At 69.0% G+C, this 17,922-nt stretch carries 17 protein-coding genes; 8 read left to right on the forward strand and 9 right to left on the reverse strand.

The window, feature by feature from the left end:
• Positions 1-15 precede the first annotated feature (15 nt).
• Complete coding sequence (locus D187_RS27585; protein WP_002628903.1) at positions 16-1,284, reverse strand: GAF domain-containing sensor histidine kinase; 1,269 nt, start codon at positions 1,282-1,284, stop codon at positions 16-18.
• A 124-nt stretch (positions 1,285-1,408) separates the two neighbouring features.
• Here D187_RS27585 and D187_RS27590 point away from each other — a divergent pair, with 124 nt between their 5' ends.
• From D187_RS27590 to D187_RS27600, 3 genes are all read left to right on the forward strand, one after another.
• Complete coding sequence (locus D187_RS27590; protein WP_002628902.1) at positions 1,409-2,161, forward strand: hypothetical protein; 753 nt, start codon at positions 1,409-1,411, stop codon at positions 2,159-2,161.
• Between the two features lie 331 nt (positions 2,162-2,492).
• Positions 2,493-3,176 (forward strand): translation initiation factor IF-3, encoded by a 684-nt coding sequence (infC, locus tag D187_RS27595; protein ID WP_155893628.1) that lies wholly within the window; start codon positions 2,493-2,495, stop codon positions 3,174-3,176.
• A gap of 135 nt (positions 3,177-3,311) precedes the next feature.
• Entirely contained in the window at positions 3,312-3,965 is a 654-nt protein-coding gene (locus D187_RS27600; protein ID WP_002628899.1) for an HAD family hydrolase, read from the forward strand.
• A 9-nt stretch (positions 3,966-3,974) separates the two neighbouring features.
• Here D187_RS27600 and D187_RS27605 read toward each other — a convergent pair whose 3' ends face one another.
• The 6 genes from D187_RS27605 to D187_RS27625 all read right to left on the reverse strand — a co-directional run bounded on the left by D187_RS27605 (position 3,975) and on the right by D187_RS27625 (position 7,799).
• Positions 3,975-4,385, reverse strand: a complete 411-nt coding sequence (locus D187_RS27605; RefSeq protein WP_002628898.1) for a hypothetical protein — start codon at positions 4,383-4,385, stop codon at positions 3,975-3,977.
• Between the two features lie 123 nt (positions 4,386-4,508).
• Positions 4,509-5,708, reverse strand: a complete 1,200-nt coding sequence (locus D187_RS27610; protein WP_002628897.1) for an FIST signal transduction protein — start codon at positions 5,706-5,708, stop codon at positions 4,509-4,511.
• Entirely contained in the window at positions 5,705-5,926 is a 222-nt protein-coding gene (locus tag D187_RS27615) for a hypothetical protein (protein ID WP_002628896.1), read from the reverse strand. The genes D187_RS27610 and D187_RS27615 overlap by 4 nt, the downstream gene beginning before the upstream one ends.
• A gap of 165 nt (positions 5,927-6,091) precedes the next feature.
• On the reverse strand, positions 6,092-6,361 hold the full coding sequence (locus tag D187_RS55520; protein WP_155893610.1) for a hypothetical protein: 270 nt from the start codon (positions 6,359-6,361) through the stop codon (positions 6,092-6,094).
• 107 nt (positions 6,362-6,468) lie between these two features.
• Positions 6,469-6,918, reverse strand: coding sequence for a hypothetical protein (locus D187_RS52740; RefSeq protein ID WP_076606246.1), 450 nt, complete (start codon positions 6,916-6,918; stop codon positions 6,469-6,471).
• Between the two features lie 191 nt (positions 6,919-7,109).
• Complete coding sequence (locus D187_RS27625) at positions 7,110-7,799, reverse strand: hypothetical protein (RefSeq protein ID WP_002628893.1); 690 nt, start codon at positions 7,797-7,799, stop codon at positions 7,110-7,112.
• Between the two features lie 197 nt (positions 7,800-7,996).
• On the opposite strand from D187_RS27625, the gene D187_RS58885 reads away from it, so the two are divergent.
• Both D187_RS58885 and D187_RS27635 read left to right on the forward strand, forming a co-directional pair.
• Positions 7,997-9,856 carry a putative metal-binding motif-containing protein gene (locus D187_RS58885; protein WP_020918321.1) on the forward strand — a complete coding sequence of 620 codons (1,860 nt, stop codon included), beginning with the start codon at positions 7,997-7,999 and terminating at the stop codon, positions 9,854-9,856.
• 145 nt (positions 9,857-10,001) lie between these two features.
• Positions 10,002-11,891: a putative metal-binding motif-containing protein gene (locus D187_RS27635; RefSeq protein WP_043431718.1), complete on the forward strand. Its 1,890-nt coding sequence runs from the start codon at positions 10,002-10,004 to the stop codon at positions 11,889-11,891.
• Positions 11,892-11,945: 54 nt separating this feature from the next.
• Here the strand turns inward: D187_RS27635 and D187_RS27640 are convergent, their stop codons facing one another.
• Together D187_RS27640 and D187_RS27645 are read right to left on the reverse strand one after the other, a co-directional pair.
• Positions 11,946-13,256 carry an APC family permease gene (locus tag D187_RS27640; RefSeq protein WP_002628889.1) on the reverse strand — a complete coding sequence of 437 codons (1,311 nt, stop codon included), beginning with the start codon at positions 13,254-13,256 and terminating at the stop codon, positions 11,946-11,948.
• Complete coding sequence (locus D187_RS27645; RefSeq protein WP_002628888.1) at positions 13,253-14,683, reverse strand: MDR family MFS transporter; 1,431 nt, start codon at positions 14,681-14,683, stop codon at positions 13,253-13,255. Before D187_RS27645 ends, D187_RS27640 begins: the two co-directional genes overlap by 4 nt.
• A gap of 90 nt (positions 14,684-14,773) precedes the next feature.
• On the opposite strand from D187_RS27645, the gene D187_RS27650 reads away from it, so the two are divergent.
• From D187_RS27650 to D187_RS27660, 3 genes are all read left to right on the forward strand, one after another.
• A complete protein-coding gene (locus tag D187_RS27650) occupies positions 14,774-15,682 on the forward strand; it encodes a TFIIB-type zinc ribbon-containing protein (protein ID WP_002628887.1) in 909 nt (302 codons plus the stop codon).
• Complete coding sequence (locus D187_RS27655; RefSeq protein ID WP_002628886.1) at positions 15,679-16,632, forward strand: hypothetical protein; 954 nt, start codon at positions 15,679-15,681, stop codon at positions 16,630-16,632. Before D187_RS27650 ends, D187_RS27655 begins: the two co-directional genes overlap by 4 nt.
• A gap of 76 nt (positions 16,633-16,708) precedes the next feature.
• Positions 16,709-17,839, forward strand: coding sequence for a hypothetical protein (locus D187_RS27660; protein WP_043431719.1), 1,131 nt, complete (start codon positions 16,709-16,711; stop codon positions 17,837-17,839).
• Positions 17,840-17,922: the final 83 nt, after the last annotated feature.

The following is a 17,922-nucleotide window of genomic DNA, read 5'->3' on the forward strand; positions in this document are numbered from 1 at the left end:
CGGGCGTCGTCTTTTTCAGGTGTTGGAGAACAGGGGCCCGTGGGGGCGCAGCGGCAGCCGGATGCAGAAGGCCGTGCCCTTGGGGTGGTTGTCCTCCACCCAGATCCATCCCCCATGGGCCTGCACGGCGCGGCGGCAGAAGGCGAGCGCGAGCCGGTTGCCGCCCTCGGAGCGCCCCGAGGTGGGGGTGTTCTCGTCGGGCAGGTGGGGCTCGAAGAGGTGAGCGCGCGCGGAGGGGGTGATGCCGGGCCCCTCGTCGCGCACCCGCAGCTCCAGCAGGCCGGGCTCGGGGTTGGAGGCCTCGAGCGTGATCCTGCTGCTGCCCAGCGCCGTGTACTGGAAGGCGTTGTCCAGCAGGTTGGCGAGGGTGCGGCGCAGCAGCTCGCGGTCCGCGGTGAGCAGCGGCTCCACCAGCTTCACGCACTGGATGAAGCGGCGCGGGGAGCTCACCAGCCGTTGCTGGAAGTCCCGCGCCACCTCGGACAGCAGCAGGTGGGCGTCGAAGGGAGCCGCGGCGAAGGGGATGGCGGACTCGTCGCCGCTCGTGTCCAGCAGGTTGGACACGGTGCGCTGCAGACTGTCCGCCGCGTCGCGGATGTCGCGCGTGCTGCGCTGCAGCTCCTCGGGCAGGTGCGGGCGGTAGAGCGTGAAGGTGGCGTTGGTGAGGATGCTGGACAGGGGCGCCTTGAAGTCACGCATCACCCGCTGGAGCAGCCCGTCCTTCTGGCGCTGCAGGCTGGCCAGCGTGTCGCGCTGCGAGCGCAGCTCCTCCTCGCGCCGCTCCAGCTCGCGCACCCGCAGCCGCAGCTGCAACTGGGCCTCCACCTGGCGGCCGATCGCCGCCAGCATCTCCGCCTGCTCCACGGTGAGCTGGCGCGGCCGTTGGTCGATGACACACAGGGTGCCGATGTTGTGCCCCCCCACGCTCTTGATGGGGACGCCCGCGTAGAAGCGCAGATGGAGCTCCCCGGTGACGAGCGGGTTGTCATGGAAGCGCTCGTCCTGGCGCGCGTCCTCCACCACGAAGGGCCGCTCGTCCAGGAGGGCATGGGCGCAGAAGGCGATGTCGCGCGGGGTCTCCTGGGCCTCCAGTCCGACGCGGGACTTGAACCATTGCCGGGAGTGGTCCACCAGGGACACGAGCGCGATGGGCATTCCGCACATCCGCGAGGCCAGACGCGTGAGATCGTCGAAGCCAGCCTCCGGCAGGGTGTCGAGGATCTCGAGGGCATCCAGTGCCGCGAGGCGTGCTTCCTCCTGCGGGTGGGGCGGGGCAACCTTCATCTGGCTCCAACGATGCCCGACCTCATGCGGGCTGCCCAGGGGGATCTGCCCGGGGCCCGCCTGTCTGGCCGGGTGCCTTCCCAGGTATGTAGTAGAGTCTGGCGCTTCAAGGAGGACGCACCAGGTGTTCAACGGTCTTCGGTGGTTGGAATCGTTGCTCGAGCGCGCGGGGCTCGGAGGCGTGGTGGCGGAGGCGTACGGGGCGCTGCGCGGCCGCGCCCCGTGCAAGCCGTCCGGTGCGTCCCGTCCCTGGCCGGAGGACGTTCCCCGGGTCGCTCCGCGTCAGGACGTGCCCGCGCCCGTGGCACCGGCCGGGACGCCGCTCGTGCCACCGCCGGCCCCGCGACGTCCGGAACCGCTGGCGGCGCGGCCGGAGGAGGAGCGCCCGCGCGAGGTGTCCCCGGCCACATCGCCCAGGGCTCCGCGCGAGAAGAAGGCCGCCGCGCCGAAGAAGAAGGCCACCACCACGCGCACACCGGCGTCCGAGCGGAACAAGAAGGCCGCGCGCGGGCAGCGGGCTGGCGCGGCGCGAGCACCGGCCGCCGAGTCGGAGGACGTCGTGGGCGCTCTGGTGGATGCGCTCCGGGCTCATCCCAGGCAAGAGGAGCTGGTGGCCGCCGGGCGGCGGAAGGACCAGCTCCTGCGCTCGCTCATTCCGCTCTACCTCGCCCGCGCCCCGCAACTGGAGGTGACGTCGGGGACCACCTCGCGCTTCTGGGGGGAGCTCGGCGTGGCGTACGCCGCCCCGAACGCGGCCAAGGCGCTGCGCCTGAACGCCGGCTTCACCCAGGACACCCCCAAGGGCAAGGCGCTCACGCCCAAGGGCGTCAAGTACGTCGAGTCGGCGCTGACCCAGCTGCGCTCCTCGGGGGCCTGAGCCGCGCGTCGGGGGCCCGTCCCGCTCGTCTGTCAGCTCCAGGACTCCAGGGAGGGGTTGGCGCGACCCCTGTCCGGGGTGTATCCAGCGAGTGTTGCCGGGTTCAAGGAACTGCGCGCGGCGGGCATACGGTCCTGGCGTTATCCTGATATGACCGTCCTCCATCGGGGAGCGTGTATCCGAGGGCGCTCCCTCCTGGCTGGCGAGCGGGCATCCGAACGCATTCTCGCTCGCGGGGGGCCTCACATCGTTCCCCGGACCCTGTCGTCCTGTAGGGGCCTGTCCCATCTTCATGGGGACCGGCTTGAAACCCTTTTCGGAGGTAAGTCACATCATTCGCGACCAGAGAAGCAGCCGCGGCGGTAGCCGCGATCAGAGAACCAATCGCCGTATCCGCGCCCGGGAAGTCCGGGTGGTGGGCTCCGATGGTGGGCAGCTCGGCGTCATGCCGCTCGAGGCTGCCCTGGATCGGGCCCGCTCCGAGGGACTCGACCTGGTCGAGATCAGCCCCATGGCCGTTCCACCGGTCTGTAAGATCATGGACTACGGCAAGTTCAAGTACGAGGAGAAGAAGCGGGCCTCGGAAGCCAAGAAGAAGCAGGTCGTCGTCCACCTCAAGGAAATCAAGCTCCGCCCGAAGACGGAGGAGCATGACTACGAGTTCAAGGTCCGCAACGTGCGGCGCTTCCTCGAGGATGGAGACAAGGCGAAGGTGGTCATCCAGTTCCGGGGCCGTGAAATCACCCACAAGGAGCAGGGCACCACCATCCTTCAGGACGTGATCCAGGACCTGAAGGAAGTGGCGGTCGTCGAGCAGGCCCCCCGCATGGAAGGGCGCCTGATGTTCATGATCCTCGCGCCCAACCCCAAGGTGGCCCAGCGTGCTCGCGAGCTGGCGAGGCAGGCCGCGGCCAGCCCCAGCCCCAAGAAGCCGGCGAGCGAGACCAAGCCCGCCGCTGCCTCCTCCTCCGCCCCCACGGCGGGCGAGCAGGACGCACAGACCGCCGCTCCCTGAGGGACGAGTTCCTCCCGGAGTGTGAGCCGGAAGCCGCTGGACTCCCAGTCGCTTCCGGCGTCTCTCCGAGTAGGGGCTCCACGGAGGTGCAGGAAGCTTCTCCGCCCGGGTCCTCCCTCCAGTAAAAGGAGGGCCATGCTCACCATTTTCGACTGTGACGGCGTGTTGATCGACTCGGAAGTCCTGGCGTCGGGGGTCTACGCCGAGATGATGCGCGAGCTGGGCCTCGTCATCTCCCATGAGGAGGCCATCCACCGCTTCACCGGGCTGACCCACGCACAGCTCGAGATCCTGATCCACCAGGAGCTCGGGCGGCCCCTGCCCGTGGACTTCCGTCAGCGCGCGACGCTCAAGATCGATCAAAGGTTGGAGAGCGTGAAGCCCATCGCGGGCGTGCACGCGATGCTCGACCGGCTCCAGGGCCCGCGCTGCGTCTGCTCGAACTCGAGCACCGAGCGGCTGAAGATCAGCATGGGCGCGACGGCTCTCTGGGAGCGCTTCCAACCCCACATCTTCTCGGCCCCCGAGGTGGGCCGCTCCAAGCCCGCGCCCGACGTCTTCCTGCACGCGGCCCGGATGTTCGGTGTGGAGCCGCGCGACGCGCTCGTCATCGAGGACTCCTCGCACGGCATCGAGGGGGCCGTCGCGGCGGGCATGCGGGTGATCGGCTTCACGGGAGGCGGCCATACCTGGCCCGGTCATGCACAGGCCCTGCGGGAGGCGGGGGCCGTGAGGGTGGTGTCCCGCCTCGAGGAGGTGGGACTGGCCATCGAGGCGCTCGCGGCCTGAGCGACTCCGTCAGCGGGGCTCCTGCTGGTGGAGCCACGCGGTCGCGGCGGTGAGATCGTCGAACAGCACCGCCGTGCCCGGCTCCGCGTACTCGACGGTGGTGGTGGCGGAGAGCTGGCTGAGGCGGGAAGGGGACTGCACCCACGCGAAGTGGCGCATTCCGGCCGCGCGCATCCGGGGGAACCAGTGGGTCGCCACCCAGTGCGCGGCCCCCACCCAGATGCCCGTCACGTGCGAGTTGTCGTTCAGGACCTTGCTCAGCCGCAGCTTCTCCAACTGGCGGAGCATCTCCTCACAGCCGGCCTTCACCATGTCCACGGACTGATAGCCCTTCCAGTCGGAGTGGAGCCAGCCCCCCACTTCGTCTTCGTCGTGGTGGATGTCGATGTGCTCGCTCGCATACAGCAACCGTCGACTCACGGGAGCCCTCCTCCTCACCGAGATGGGGAACCCCAGGCTCCAAGTCAACCCCACCCGGGCCACGGTCGCCGGAAGTGTTCGTCTTCCACCAGGCAGGACAGGCTGGGATTGCACGCCACCTGCTCAGGGCCGCTCGTCGCCGAAGAGCGCGAGGCTGAGCGACAGATCCTGATGCACGTTGCCGAGTCCCGGCACGTGGCCCTGCTCGCCGAAGGTGCACAGGCCGAGCATGGGCACCCCGGGAAGCAGTCGCGTGAACGTGCGCAGTCCTTCATCGATGCGGGGCCCCAGGGCACCCGCGCACCCGGCGCAGAAGATGAGCGAGGCCCCCTTCACCTCACGCGCCGTCAGTCCCGCCCGCGCCAGCGTCATGTCGATGAGGTGGGCCATCTCGTTCACCAACCCCTCGGGCGTGCCGGTCATCAAGCACACCTCGTCCCGGGGCTCGATGTTGGCGAAGATGTCCACCGAGCCCCGGTCCGCGTGGAGATGGGCCGGGTGCACCGTGATGTAGTGCTCCCCCTGGCCGAACTCCCGACGCACGGCGATGGGCCGGAGCGCCGTCTGCGCGAGGATGTTGCCGCCCGAGCGCAGTTGCTCGTCGATGGCCCCCTCCATCCAACGCCCCAGCACCTGGGCGGCGGGCTGATCATCCAGCGTCAGCAGCGTCCGGCCCTCGGAGCCCGTGGCCCGCGCGCGCGTGCCCGTGGGGGTGTAGGGCACCGACAGCGCCGTGCCACACCGCACCTCGCCGAAGAGCCCCAGCAGCGACACGCCCGAGCGCACCGGCCCCTCGTGGGTGAACACACTCCACTGTCCCGCGATGGCGTGATCCGCGGCGCTGCCTCCGGAACAGGGCACGTCCGGACAGACACTCGCGATGCCCGTCAGCATCGCCTCCTCCTGCCCCGGCGAGGCATTGAAGAGGATCATCCTCGGCTGACGGCCTCCGGCCTGGCGCACCAGCGCGCGCGCCGCGGCCTCGCCCGCCCGGCGCCCCTCCTCGTCCTGGGACGAGGCCACGAAGGCCATTCCCGGTGGGCCGCCGAACAGCATCACCGCCAGTGCCCCATGGCCCTCGTTCTGGACGCCCTCCGGCGTGAGCACCCCGAGCGACGTGGTCACCCCGTGCAGCGCGACTTCGGGCAGGAGCTCCCGGAAGGTGGCATGGACGTCCGCCGCCTCGTGGTCCACCGTCGCGGTGAGGTAGGCCGCCTGGATGGGCGCGCCGCCCAGCCCCGCCCGGGCCCGCTCCACCGCGCCACGCACCGCCTGCTTCGTGTCCTGGTCCTGACCCACTCCCACTCCAATCGACACCGTCATCGGTCGTTCTCCAGCAGGGTTTGAAGTTCTCGCAGCTCCTCGGGCGACAGGACCCGGACCAGCGCCTGCTCCAGCCGTCTCAACGCGTCCGGAGGGTCCGGCTCATCCGGTGGAATCGCGCGCACGTTCACCCCACTCATCATGATGAGGCGCGCGACGCCGAAGCCGAGCTTGCGCTTCTCGACATAGGCGGTGATGCGGCTGATGCGATTGGCCATGGGGACCCCGCGTCCTGGAGCGAGCCGGGAGTCAGCATCCCACCAGGGATGGGCGAGGCGTCATGGGTTTTTCCCCAGGCGCTCACCGTCGGGCGGGAACGCTTCAGCAGGTGCTGGGGAGGATTGAATGAATCTGTATTTTTCAATACCCGCAGTAGGGGAGGGTCACTCCTCGGGTGTCTGCTTTCGCGAGAGAGGCCTCGGCGGCGGAGCGGGGCGGCAGGCGAGCGCCTCGCCTTCGCGGGCCTGGCACGTGCCCTCGAGTGCGCGGGTCTGGTGGCTGAGCTCGCAGGCCGCTCCAGGGCTCTTGGTGGCGCAGGACTGCACCGCTTCGAGATCCGGCCCGGGCCGGCTGGCGGGCAGTGCGAGAACCGACGCGGAGAGCAGGGCCGTCACCACGGTCAGCGTTGCCTGGATGCGGGATGATGGGCGCACGGGCTCCTCCGGGGGGGTGAGGATGCGACGTACGCCAGTTTGCGCGCCGAATGTTTCGGTTTCATTTCGGCCGCGCTGGGGTGCCGTTTTTCGCGGCGGGTGGCGCGTCAGCGGTACACGGGCGAGGCCTCATGCGTACGCCCCCCGCGCTCGCGCTCCCAGCGCTCCCGCTCGGCGCGCTCCCGGGCTTCCCGCTCCCGGCGCTCGCGCTCGGCACGCTCCCGGGCTTCCCGTTCCCGGCGTTCACGCTCCTCCCGCTCGCGGCGCTCACGCTCGCGACGCTCCCGCTCCTCCCGCTCACGGCGCTCTCGCTCGGCACGCTCGCGACGCTCCCGCTCCTCCCGCTCACGGCGCTCGCGCTCCTCACGTTCGCGGCGCTCGCGCTCCCTGCGCTCCCGCTCGGCGCGTTCGCGGGATGACTCGCGCTCCGGGCCACTCCGGCCATGCACGGTGCCGGGATTGCCGTTGGGCGGGCCGTCGTTCCGCGACAAGGCCAGGGCCGGGGTGCTCGAATACAGAGCGAAGGCAACGGACATCCACGTGAACATGCGCTTCATGGCGGTGCTCCTTCATCCAACGCTTCGGTGCGCGGAGCCCATCTCGAACTTCTCGGGGGGCTGCTCGCGTCCCGTTGTGCATGAATGGACCGCTGGAGGTGGCCGCGTATTTACCGCTCCGGGGGCGGAGTTTGATTTCGAAGTATTACTCCGCCGGGAAGGACTCTGCCCTCCCAGGCGAACTCCCACGCTCAGAACCGAATGCCCACGGGATGCTGGTTGCCGATGACGTCGTCACACACGCCGTCACAGAGCTCATTCGGATTGAATGGACGCGAGGACGTGGCCCAGACGATGCTTCCCACGGCGACGGCGGCCACGACGCCCACTCCGGCCCAGAAGTACCAGCGCTGGGTGAGTGCCCGGGGCCCGCCGGGCTGGGCCTGGACCGAGAGTGGAGACGCCTTGGGGTCCTGCATGTTGGGCGTGAGCGAGGGGGCCAGCGGGGCATCGGCGCGTGCCTTGCTCGCGGTCGCCAGCTCCTCCGTGACCTTCGTCTTCGTGGCCTCGAAGAGCTTCGCGACCTTGGGCGCGACCCGGATGGGCAGTTGCGCGGTGGACCGCGTGCGCAGCGCGGACTCGAAGATCTGACCGCCCTGCTCCAGCTTGCCCATCTCGCACACGATGATGCCCTCGTAGAGCTGGAGCGTGACCTGCTCGTCCTCCGTGAGCGTCCCCTTGCGGGCGCGTTGGATCTGCTCGAGCGCCTGCTCGTATTCGAGGTCTTCGTACAGCCGGTTGACCTCGGCGATCGGGCTCTGGACGGTGGTTGCTTTCGCGGGCGCCTTCGGGGCCGCCGCGTGGACGGAGAAGGGGAACATCAGGGTCAATGCCAGCACCCCAACGCGCAGAACCGTGGATTGATCGAAGTGGCCCTTCACGTGACGGTGCCCCCTGGTGCGAGTTCAAGCCGGATGCGTCCGGGTGGAGGAGCGGAGCTACACCAGGGCCCTCGCGGCGCGCAACATCCGCTTCGCCGTGTGTTGGACATCCGCTGCCGCGCTGGGGTTCGTGGGCTCATCTTCCGCCGACGAGGTACGTGCGCGCCCGATAGTCTCGCGGCATGCGTCGAGTCTGGATGTTGGGTCTGCTCTGGATGTGCGTTGCATGCAGCGAGAAGGGACCTCCCGAGGGAGCCGTGCGGCTCACGGTGAATTACGGCTCCTATCGGCCCGCGTGCCTGCGCGTGGTGGCCAGGGACGCCCAGGGGCATGAGGTTGGGACGAACCTCCTCCAGAGCGAGTTCAAGGAGCCGGAAGCGAGGCGGGTCCAGGTCGCGGTGCTGCGCCAGCCCGAGTGGAGCCGGGAATTGACGCTGGAGGTATCCTCCTTCGCTGGCTCCACGGGGGAGGCGTGCTCCGGCACGCTGGTGGAGACGCACTCCACTCCGTCGCCCATCCTGGTGCCCCAGCGGGACTTCGCCTCCTTCGAGGTGACGCTGCGGGCGAAGGACGACGACGGGGATACCTTCATCGCGCGGGAAGAGGGCGTGGCGGGGACGGACTGTGACGACGGGCGCGGCGAGGTGTACCCGGGTGCCGCTGAACGGTGCAGTGTCGCGGTGGACTACGACTGCGACGGCTTCAAGGGCTGTCAGGACTCCAAGTGCCAACAGAGGGAGTGTGACGATGGCAATGCCTGCACCACGGGCGATATGTGCAACGGCTCGGGAGTTTGTCAGGGCACCCAGACTTCGTGCACGCCCTCCAGCATTTGCTTCCGCGCGATCGGCTGTGCGGCGCAGGGCACTTGCATCGAGGAGCCGGAGCCCAGCAAGGTGAACGCCACGTGCGCGCTCGCGGATGGAACCGCGAATGGGGTGTGCCGAGCCACCGACGGCAAGTGCAGCCGCTTCCCCTATGTGCCGAGCAACTTCGATCCGGATGTCATCCCCACGGCGGGCATCATTCCCCTGAACATCACGTGTGATGTGACCTTCGACTCGACGACGCTGAGCTGGACTCCGGCGACCTGTGTCAGCAATCCGCCCACGCCCATCGAGTTGACTCAAGGCAATGGCATGGTGCTGTTCGCCTTGTCGAACCTGAATCTGGTCGGGAATCTGCGGCTCGTGGGCAACCGTCCCGTCATCCTCGCCGTCTACGGAGACGCCACGCTGAATTACGGCATCTTCGCCAATGGCCAGGGCACGGTGCCCGGCACGGGCGGCAGTTTGGAGTCGGTCTGCACGGATCGACGTGGCAGGGGCGGGGCGTCCAGTAATTCGGTAGGCGGAGGTGGCGGAGGCGCTGGAGGAGGCTCCGGCGGTGCCGCGGGAGGCAATGGGACAGTCTCCGGCTCGACGCGTGGCGATGGCGGGAGCGTGGGGGGAAATGTCTTCGTTCCCCTGGTGGGAGGTTGTCCGGGAGGGGGCGGAGGCGGGGACAGCGTGGGCGGAGCGGGCGGAGCGGGCGGAGGCGCGGTGCAGATTTCCGTGGCAGGCACCCTGACGGTCACCAAGCAGCTCTCCGCCAGCGGAGGTGGCGGGCGAGGTGGGCAGACCACCGCCGAAGGTGCGGTGGGCGGCGGAGGGGGAGGAGGAAGTGGAGGGCAGGTCCTGCTCGAGGCCCATCAGTTGAATCTGAACGCTTCTTCCCAACTGACCGCGAATGGCGGAGGTGGTGGTGAGGGAGGCCTCTTTCGCGCCAGCAGCCTCCGTCCCGGTGGCAATGCGGGTGAAGACGGTTCCACGTCGTCCGCCAGCCAGGCCAATGGTGGAAGTAACAGCTCCACTCCGGGCGGGGATGGAGGCAAGGGTGGCACCCAGGGGTTGCCTGGTACTGGAGGCAATGGTGTTCTGGGGGCGGCCGATGACAAGGCAGGTGGGGGTGGTGGCGGAGGAGCCGCGGGTCACATCCGGCTGAGGTCCGTGAAGCGCTGCACCATCAACGCCTCCACCGTCATCAGCCCGCCGACCAACAGTCAGTGCCCGCTGTAGTTCGTCTCCGCGCGTGTGCCCGCGTCACTGGCTGTCCAGTTCGTGAGGCGAGCCACTCCGAGCGGGGTGGCTCGACCTGCCGTGTTTCCGTCATCGGACCCATCTCCCGCTGACCATGTTCGCTCAGGCCCGGTAATCTCGCGGCATGCGTCGACTCTGGATATTGGGACTGCTCTTGACGTCCGTAGCGTGCAGCGAGAAGGGACCCCCCGAGGGGGCCGTGCGGGTCACGGTGAAGTACGGCTCCTACCGGCCGGCGTGTCTACGCGTGGTGGCCAGGGACTCCCAGGGGCATGTGGAGCAGACGGACATCCTCCAGGACCAGTTCAAGGATCCGGAGGCGAGGCAGGTCCTCGTCGCGGTGTTCCGTAAAGCCGAGTGGGAACGGCAACTCTCGCTGGAGGTGTCCTCCTTCGATGGCTCCACGGACGCGGAGTGCTCCGGCACCTTGATTGAGACGTACTCCACCCCCGAGCCCATCCAGGTCCCCTTGGGTGATATCCGCCCCTTCGAGGCGGTGCTGCGGGCGAAGGACGAGGACGGAGACACCTTCATCGCGCGGGAAGAGGGCGTGGCGGGGACGGACTGCAATGACGGGGACAACGAGGTGCACCCGGGCGCCGCCGAGCGGTGCAGTGCCTCGGTGGACTCCGACTGCAACGGCTTGTCCGGCTGCCAGGACTCCAGGTGCCAGCAGGCTTCGTGCGACGATGGCAACGCCTGCACCACTCAGGATGTGTGTACCGGAGCGAGTGTTTGTCAGGGCATCAAGGACTCGTGCGCTCCCTCCAGCATCTGTTTCCGCGTGACGGGAGGAGACTGCGCGGCGCTCGGCAATTGCACCGAGGCGCCGGATCCGTCCAAGGTGAATGCCGCGTGCACTCTGGGCGGCCAGTCCGGGGTATGCCGTGCCGCTGATGGCAAGTGCAGCCGCTTCCCCTACATTCCGAGCAACTTCGATCCGGATGCCATTCCCACGGAGAGCATCCTGCCGCTGACCACGAAGTGTAATGTCACCTTCGATTCGACGACGCTGAGTTGGAGTGACGGGAACTGCGTCAGCAATCCACCTACCCCCATCGAGTTGCCTCAAGGCAATGGCATGGTGTTGTTCGCCTTGTCGAAGCTGGAACTGAGTGCAGAACTCCGGCTCGTGGGTAACCGTCCCGTCATCTTCGCGGTCTACGGAGACGCCACGCTGAACAGCTACATCCTCGCCAATGCCCAGGGCACGGTGCCCGGCGCGGGCGGCAGTTTGGAGTCGGCCTGCGAGGATAGACGTGGCAAGGGCGGGCTGTTCAGCAGTGACCTGGTGGGAGGCGGTGGCGGAGGCGCTGGCGGAGGCACCGTGGGTGGGGCGGGAGGCAATGGGACGGGTTCTGGTGCGACGCGTGGCGATGGAGGGCTCGCGGGGGGCAATGTCTTTGTCCCCCTCGTGGGTGGCTGTTCGGGAGGGAGCGGAGGAGGGGGCGGAGGAACGGAGGCTCAGGGAGGCGCGGGGGGAGCGGGAGGAGGAGCCGTGCAAGTGTCCGTGTCGGGCACCCTCACGGTCACCAAACAGGTCTCCGCCAGCGCGGGGGGCGGGCGCGGAGGGCAGTTCAGCTCCTCGAGCGGCGGTCAGGCCGGAGGGGGCGGCGGAGGAGGCAGTGGCGGCCAGGTGTTGCTCGAGGCCTACCACTTGAAGCTCGAGAGCGGGAGCCGACTGACCGCGAATGGCGGAGGGGGAGGGGAGGGCGGTGGCTATCACTCCAGCAGCCAGCGCAATGGCAGGGCGGGGGCGGATGGTTCCGTGGATTCGGGGAGCCAGGCCGTTGGCGGAAGTGGTGATTCCCAGGCAGGAGGAGACGGCGGCAACGGAGGTGCTCAGAGCAAGGCGGCTGCTGGTACCGCGGGGTCTGAAGTGGGCGTCGGTGCCAAGGGAGGAGGCGGAGGAGGCGGAGGAGCCGCGGGCCACATCCGGCTGAGGTCCGTGAATCGCTGCACCCTCAACTCCCCCCTCATCAGCCCGGCGACCGATACGCAGTGCCCGCTGTAGCCCATCCCTCGCGGAGTGCCGCCCGTGGGCCATCGTGCCCACGGGCCGCCTCCGTCACCTCGCGCGACGCACGCGGGTGAGCAGGTACAGCACGCCTCCGAGCAGCAGCAGTCCCCCCGCTCGGATCCACGTGGCCGCTCCTTGCCGCGTCAGCAGCACCCCGCAGCAGACGATGGCGAGCACCGGCACCACCGTCCAGGCGCGGAAATGCCCGCCCCCTGCCGGCTCCTTCCGGCGCAGCACGAGCACCGCCACGTTCGTGCTGATGAAGACGAACAGCAACAGCAGCACCACCGTCTCCGCCAGGTCCGCCAACTCCCCCGTCGCCGTCAGCGCCATCGCCACCAGCGTGGTGGCCAGGATCGCCACCCAGGGCGTGCGCCGGCCCGGCAGCACCCTCCCGAGCACCGCCGGCAACAGCCCCTGCTCCGCCATCCCATACGTCAGCCGGCTCGCCATGATCATCGTCAGCAGCCCACCGTTGGCCACCGCGATGAGCGCCACCACCGCGAACAGCCTCGGGGGCACTCCGCCCGCCACCTTGACGACCTCCAGCAGCGGCCCGCTGGACTCCGCCAGCCGCCCCGGCTCCACCGCCACCACCGCCGCCACCGCCACGAGCACGTAGAGCGCTCCCGCCGTGAGCAGCGCGCCGAACAGCGCCCGTGGATAGACGCGCCGCACCTCGCGCACCTCCTCGGCCAGGTTCGCCGAGGTCTCGAAGCCCACGAACGAGTAGAACGCGATCAGCGCCGCTCCCAGCACCGCGCCGCCCACCGATGCTCCCTCGGGCAGCTCCATCACCCGGCCCAGGTCTCCTTCCCCCCGTCCGAGCACCCACGCTCCGAGCAGCACGATGAGCACCAGGCCCGACAGCTCCGTCACCGTCATGACGACGTTGGCACCCAGGGACTCCTTGATGCCACGCGCGTTCAGGGCCGCCACCAGCGCCAGGAAGACGAGAGCCATGGGCAGGGGCGGCACGTCGACGAACGCCCCCAGGTAGTCCCCCGCGAACGCCAGCGACAGGCCCGCGGCGCTCGTCACCCCGGCCGCCAGCATGCAGAAGCCGACCAGGAAGGAGACCACTGGATGGCCAAAGGCCCGCTCCGCGAAGACCGCCGAGCCCCCGGCCTTCGGATACCGCGTCACCAGCTCGGCGTACGAGGCCGCGGTGAGCATCGCCATCCCCAACGCCACCAGCAGCGGCAGCCACACCATGCCGCCCACCCCGTGCGCCAGCTTGCCGATGAGCGCGTAGACGCCCGCGCCCAGCACGTCCCCGAGGATGAACAGGTACAGCAGGGGACCCGTGATGCCCCGCTTCAGCCGGGTGTCGGAACTCGAGGAGTCGGAGGCCGTCATGTGCGGGAGAGTCTGGGCACCATCAGGCTGAGCGGCAACGCGGCCAGGACCACGATCGTGGCCACCAGGTGCACGTCATTGATGCTCGCCACGAACGCGAGCGCTTCCATGCGCTGGGGCGTTTCCATGACTCCCCGCTCCACCAGCCGCGCTCCCTCGAGCCTGCCGAACGTGGACAACAGCGAGGTGAAGATGGCGATCGAGAACGAGCCGAACACGTTGCGCAGCCAGTTGCTCAGCGAGGACGCGTGGCCACTGAGCACCGGGGGAATCTGCTCCATTCCCGCGTTGCTCGCCGGCATGGTGGACAGCGAGATGCCGACGTTGCGCACCAGCATCCACAGCAACACGTAGGTGCTCGAGGTGTCCGTCTCCAGGTGGCTCAAGGCATAGGTGCCCACGCCGATCATCGAGATGCCCGCCACCATGAGCACGCGCGGCCCGAGCACGCCGTACAGGCGGCCCACGAGCGGCATCAGCAGCGCCATGGCCAGGGACGCGGGCAGGAGGATCAACCCCGTGTCGAGCGGCGTCCGCCCTTGAATCCGCTGCAGGAACACCGGCAGGAGGAACACGCCCGCGTACAGGCTGATGGTGATGATGCTGGAGACGATCAGCGTCAGCAGGTAGCGCCGATTGGTGAGCACCCGCAGGTTGAGCAGGGGCGCCTCCACCTTCAGCTCCCGGACGATGAAGACGAGCAGCGACACGCCCCCCAGCACGAACAGGCCCAGGGTCTTCGGGTTGCCCCAGCCCCACGTGCCGCTGTGGCTGAAGGCGATCAGCAGCGCCAGGCTGCTGCTGACGACGGTGATCAGCCCGGGCAGATCGAAGGCGCCGGGCGCGCGCAGCCGGTAGTAGGCCACCTCGCGCTGCGTCAGCACGATCGCCAGCAGGCACAGCGGCACATTGATGAAGAACAACCACCGCCAGCTGCTCAGGGTGATCAACGCTCCTGCCATCGTCGGGCCGAAGGCGGGCGCGAGCATGGCCGACAGGCTCCAGAGGCTGATCGCCAGCGCCTGCTTCTCCCGGGGGAGCACCTGGTAGATGAGCGTCATCGTCACGGGCATGACGAGCCCGCTGAACGCCCCCTGCAGGCACCGGAACGCCACGAGCGACATCGCGTCCCAGGCCCACCCGCACAGCAGTGACGTCACCAGGAAGCCCGCCAGCGCGGCCAGGTACAGCCACTTGAAGCTGAACTTGTCCCCTAGATAGCCGGTGAGCGGCGCCACCGTGCCCATGGCCAGCATGAACCCCGTCAGCGTCCACTGCATCAGGGAGAGCTCGGCACCGAAGTGCCGCTGCATCTCGGGAATGGCGATCGTGATCGAGCTGGAACTCAGCACCGTGATGAACGAGCCGAGGAAGAGCGCGAACATGAACGGCCAGAACCTCACCTCGCGAGGTGCTTCCGCGTTCATGGAGGACCCTCCTTTCGGCGCGCTTCCATCCCATGTTCCCGCTGGCTCGTCCACGACTTCGCTATCCTCGCCCCGGAGAGGACCTCTGGAATGAACCTGCGCTGTCAGTCATGCGGAGCGGAGCTGGTGGTGGCCGCCGAGTCGTTCACCACGGTGTGTCCGTATTGCGCGGCTCCTTCCGTGGTGGAGCGCCCGGCGAGCGAGGAGCGGCCCGTCCCCGCCTTCGCACTGGGTTTCGCGTTGACCCAGCAGATCGCCGCCGAGCGGGTGAAGCACTGGCTGCGCACGCGCCACCCCTGGACGCATGGCGGGCTCAAGCGCGCCTCGCTCCAGGACGTCCGGGGGGTGTACGCGCCCGCGTGGCTCTACAGCGCCCGCGCCGAGTCGCGCTACAGCGCCTCCATCGGCGAGAACTACCAGGAGACCGAGACGTACACGACCACCGAGAACGGCAAGACCGTGACGAAGACACGCACGGTGACGAAGACCGAGTGGCGCTCGCTCCAGGGTGAACACTCCGAGTACGTGCTGGACGTCCTGGTGACGGCCTCCCGGGGGCTGCCCAACGCGGAGCTGGAGGCGCTGGAGCCCTTCGATCTGCGGGCCCTGGCGCGCTACGAGCCGGCGCTCGTGGCGGGCTGGGTGGCCGAGGAGCCCTCCCTGTCGCGCGAGGACTCCCTGCGCCAGGCGCGCGAGGAGGCGCGTGAGCGGATCGGCCGCCGGCTGTCGTCCTTCATGCCGGGCGACTCGCACCGCGAGCTGCGGCACGACACGCACCTGGAGGAAGAGTCGTTGGACGTGTGCCTCGTGCCCGTCTGGGTGCTCGCGGCGCGCTACGCCCCCGACAAGCCGCCCCTGCGCGTGGTCGTCAACGGGCAGTCCGGCGCGGTGTTCGGCCAGGCGCCCGTGTCGTGGGCGAAGGTGCTGCTCTCCGTGCTCGCCGTGCTGGCGCTGGTGCTGCTCCTGGCGTGGTGGTCCTCGCGCGGAGGTGGACGATGACGGCGTGCGCGAGGTGTGGCGGCGCGCTGGAGGTGGGCGATCTGCGCTGCCCCTTGTGCGGGCTGGCGGTGGCCGGAGCCCGGACGCCGGGGGCCGAAACGGCGCTGGTGCGGGCGAAGGTGGTGCGGTGCGACACGTGTGGGGCCTCGCTCGAGTACTCGGCGGAGGTGAAGGCCCCGCGGTGCGCCTTCTGCGCGTCCGTGATGCACGTGGAGATGACGGCGGACCCGCTGGAGCAGGCCGAGGCCTTCCTGCCCTTCTCCGTGGACGTGGCGGCGGCGCGCGAGGCGCTCGATCGCTTCCTGGCTCAGAAGCGCTTCTTCCGGCCCGGGGATCTGGCGCGGCTCGCGGCGGTGCAGTCCCTGCAACCCCTGTGGTGGCCCGCGTGGGGCTTCAGCGCGGGCGCCCGGGTGAGCTGGGCCGCGGACTCGGACGCGGGGAGCCGCCGCTCGGACTGGGCGCCCCACGCGGGTCAGGTGGAGCTGTCCTTCCAGGACATCCTCGTGTCCGCGTCCCGGGGCCTGACGGAGCAGGAATGCGCCCGGCTCGCCGGCTCCTATTCCCTGGCGCGCTCGGAGGGCTCGCCCCATGGCCCCGAGGAGGCCCAGGTGGAGCGCTTCGACGTGACGCGCTCGGGAGCACGGCGGCAGATCCTCGCGGCGGTGGAGTCCGAGGCGCGCGAGCGGATCCAGCGCGAGCACATCCCCGGCCGCCGCTTCCGCAACGTGCACGTGGCGGTGGTGCTCTCCCACCTGGAGACGCGGCGCTACGCGCTGCCCGCCTACGTGCTCGCCTACCGCTACCGCCGCAAGGTGTACCGGGTGGTGGTGCATGGGCAGGATTCGGCGGTGGTGCTCGGCGAGGCCCCCGTGTCGGTGCTCAAGGTGGTGCTGGTGGTCCTGGGTGTGTTGCTCGCGCTCGGGCTGCTCTTCCTGCTCTTGATGCGCTGAGCGGCGAGCCCGGTGCGGCGGGTGTGGGATGGGGGTGTGATTGCCTCGCACGACACCGGCCTTGTAGCGTCTGGCCATGCCCCCCTCCCTGGTCGGACTGCGTGCCGCGCTCAAGCCGTCTTCCTCTCCGCCCGACGTGGCGGAACTCCGAGGGCTCTACTCGGGTCTTCCCGACCGGGAGCTACGGCAGTTGAGCCTGGAGGAGATGTTCTCCCTTGGGGAAGCCACCGCGAACCGCGCGGGCCTCACGGATGCCACCTTCATCACCCTGGGGCAGCGCTACGAGAAGCTCACCGGGTGGATGCCGGGCCGCGTCGTCTTCGAGCTGCTGCAAGCCCGCAAGTACATCCAGACCCACGTCGTCATCACCAACGACATCCTCCCCAACCTGGGCCCGTGGCCCGTGCTGGGCGGGGATGCGGGCATCACCCAGTACCTCCAGACCTATCAGCATCGCATCCAGCACGCCGAACAGACCACGGGCGCGCGTCTTCCCCGCGCTGTTCCCGAGTTCGAGCGTGGCATCCTCGCGACGTTCCGCAAGCTCGCGAGCAAGCTCAATGGCAGCCTGCTGCTCAGCGCGCTCTACCGGTCGCTCCGGCACAAGAACAAGTGGCTGCTCATCTTCCCCAAGGTGTCCTCACAGGCGCTCCCGGATACCCTCGATGGCCGCTCCTTCTGCGAAACGAAGCTCACGGGCTCGCCCCAGGTGACCCCCGCGGACGAGAACGCGGCCGAGTGCACCCTCCACATGGCGGCCAGCCGCGACTCCACCGTGACGCCCGGCGCCGGCTCGAACTGCCTGCTCCATGTGGATCCGTACTACATGCGCGAGGATCGCCAGACGATGACCGCGAAGTCCCAGCCGCGCTTCGACGCGAAGAGCAAGGGCTTCAGCTCGCGCCCCATCACCAATCCCTTCTACATTGCCTTCGGCCATGAGCTGATCCACGTCCTCCACATCAGCCATGGGCTGGCCACCGCATCGGTGAGGGACGAGCCGCCCCTGTCCCACGAGAGCTTCGATGACCTCGAGGAGGAGCGCACCATCATGGGCACCGGCTACTACCGGGTGCTCGCCAGGTTCGACCGGGAGTTCTTCTTCGGCTTGCACGAGAACATGCTGCGCATGGACTGGGTCGACGAGGATCCGCAAATGCAGATGCGCCTGGGTCACGGCGGCTCCGAGATTCGTCCCTGGGAATGAGAAAACAGGTCTCATTTCCCAAGGTCATTCCGTGGCGTCGACACGACTTGCTTCCTTTTCCCGTATCCTGTTCAAGGGAGTGA

It is taken from the genome of Cystobacter fuscus DSM 2262, from assembly GCF_000335475.2.
In the GTDB taxonomy this organism is placed as follows: Bacteria; Myxococcota; Myxococcia; order Myxococcales; family Myxococcaceae; genus Cystobacter; species Cystobacter fuscus.

What these genes read in the sequence shown, in the direction of transcription:
- D187_RS58885 (WP_020918321.1), top strand. Translation starts at nt 7,997, where the DNA reads ATGTTGGGTCTGCTCTGGATGTGCGTTGCATGCAGCGAGAAGGGACCT.
- D187_RS27650 (WP_002628887.1), top strand. Translation starts at nt 14,774, where the DNA reads ATGAACCTGCGCTGTCAGTCATGCGGAGCGGAGCTGGTGGTGGCCGCC.
- D187_RS27600 (WP_002628899.1), top strand. Translation starts at nt 3,312, where the DNA reads ATGCTCACCATTTTCGACTGTGACGGCGTGTTGATCGACTCGGAAGTC.
- D187_RS27615 (WP_002628896.1), bottom strand. Translation starts at nt 5,926, where the DNA reads ATGGCCAATCGCATCAGCCGCATCACCGCCTATGTCGAGAAGCGCAAG.
- D187_RS27640 (WP_002628889.1), bottom strand. Translation starts at nt 13,256, where the DNA reads ATGACGGCCTCCGACTCCTCGAGTTCCGACACCCGGCTGAAGCGGGGC.
- D187_RS27610 (WP_002628897.1), bottom strand. Translation starts at nt 5,708, where the DNA reads ATGACGGTGTCGATTGGAGTGGGAGTGGGTCAGGACCAGGACACGAAG.
- D187_RS27635 (WP_043431718.1), top strand. Translation starts at nt 10,002, where the DNA reads ATGCGTCGACTCTGGATATTGGGACTGCTCTTGACGTCCGTAGCGTGC.
- D187_RS27660 (WP_043431719.1), top strand. Translation starts at nt 16,709, where the DNA reads ATGCCCCCCTCCCTGGTCGGACTGCGTGCCGCGCTCAAGCCGTCTTCC.
- D187_RS52740 (WP_076606246.1), bottom strand. Translation starts at nt 6,918, where the DNA reads ATGAAGCGCATGTTCACGTGGATGTCCGTTGCCTTCGCTCTGTATTCG.
- D187_RS27645 (WP_002628888.1), bottom strand. Translation starts at nt 14,683, where the DNA reads ATGAACGCGGAAGCACCTCGCGAGGTGAGGTTCTGGCCGTTCATGTTC.
- D187_RS27585 (WP_002628903.1), bottom strand. Translation starts at nt 1,284, where the DNA reads ATGAAGGTTGCCCCGCCCCACCCGCAGGAGGAAGCACGCCTCGCGGCA.
- D187_RS27655 (WP_002628886.1), top strand. Translation starts at nt 15,679, where the DNA reads ATGACGGCGTGCGCGAGGTGTGGCGGCGCGCTGGAGGTGGGCGATCTG.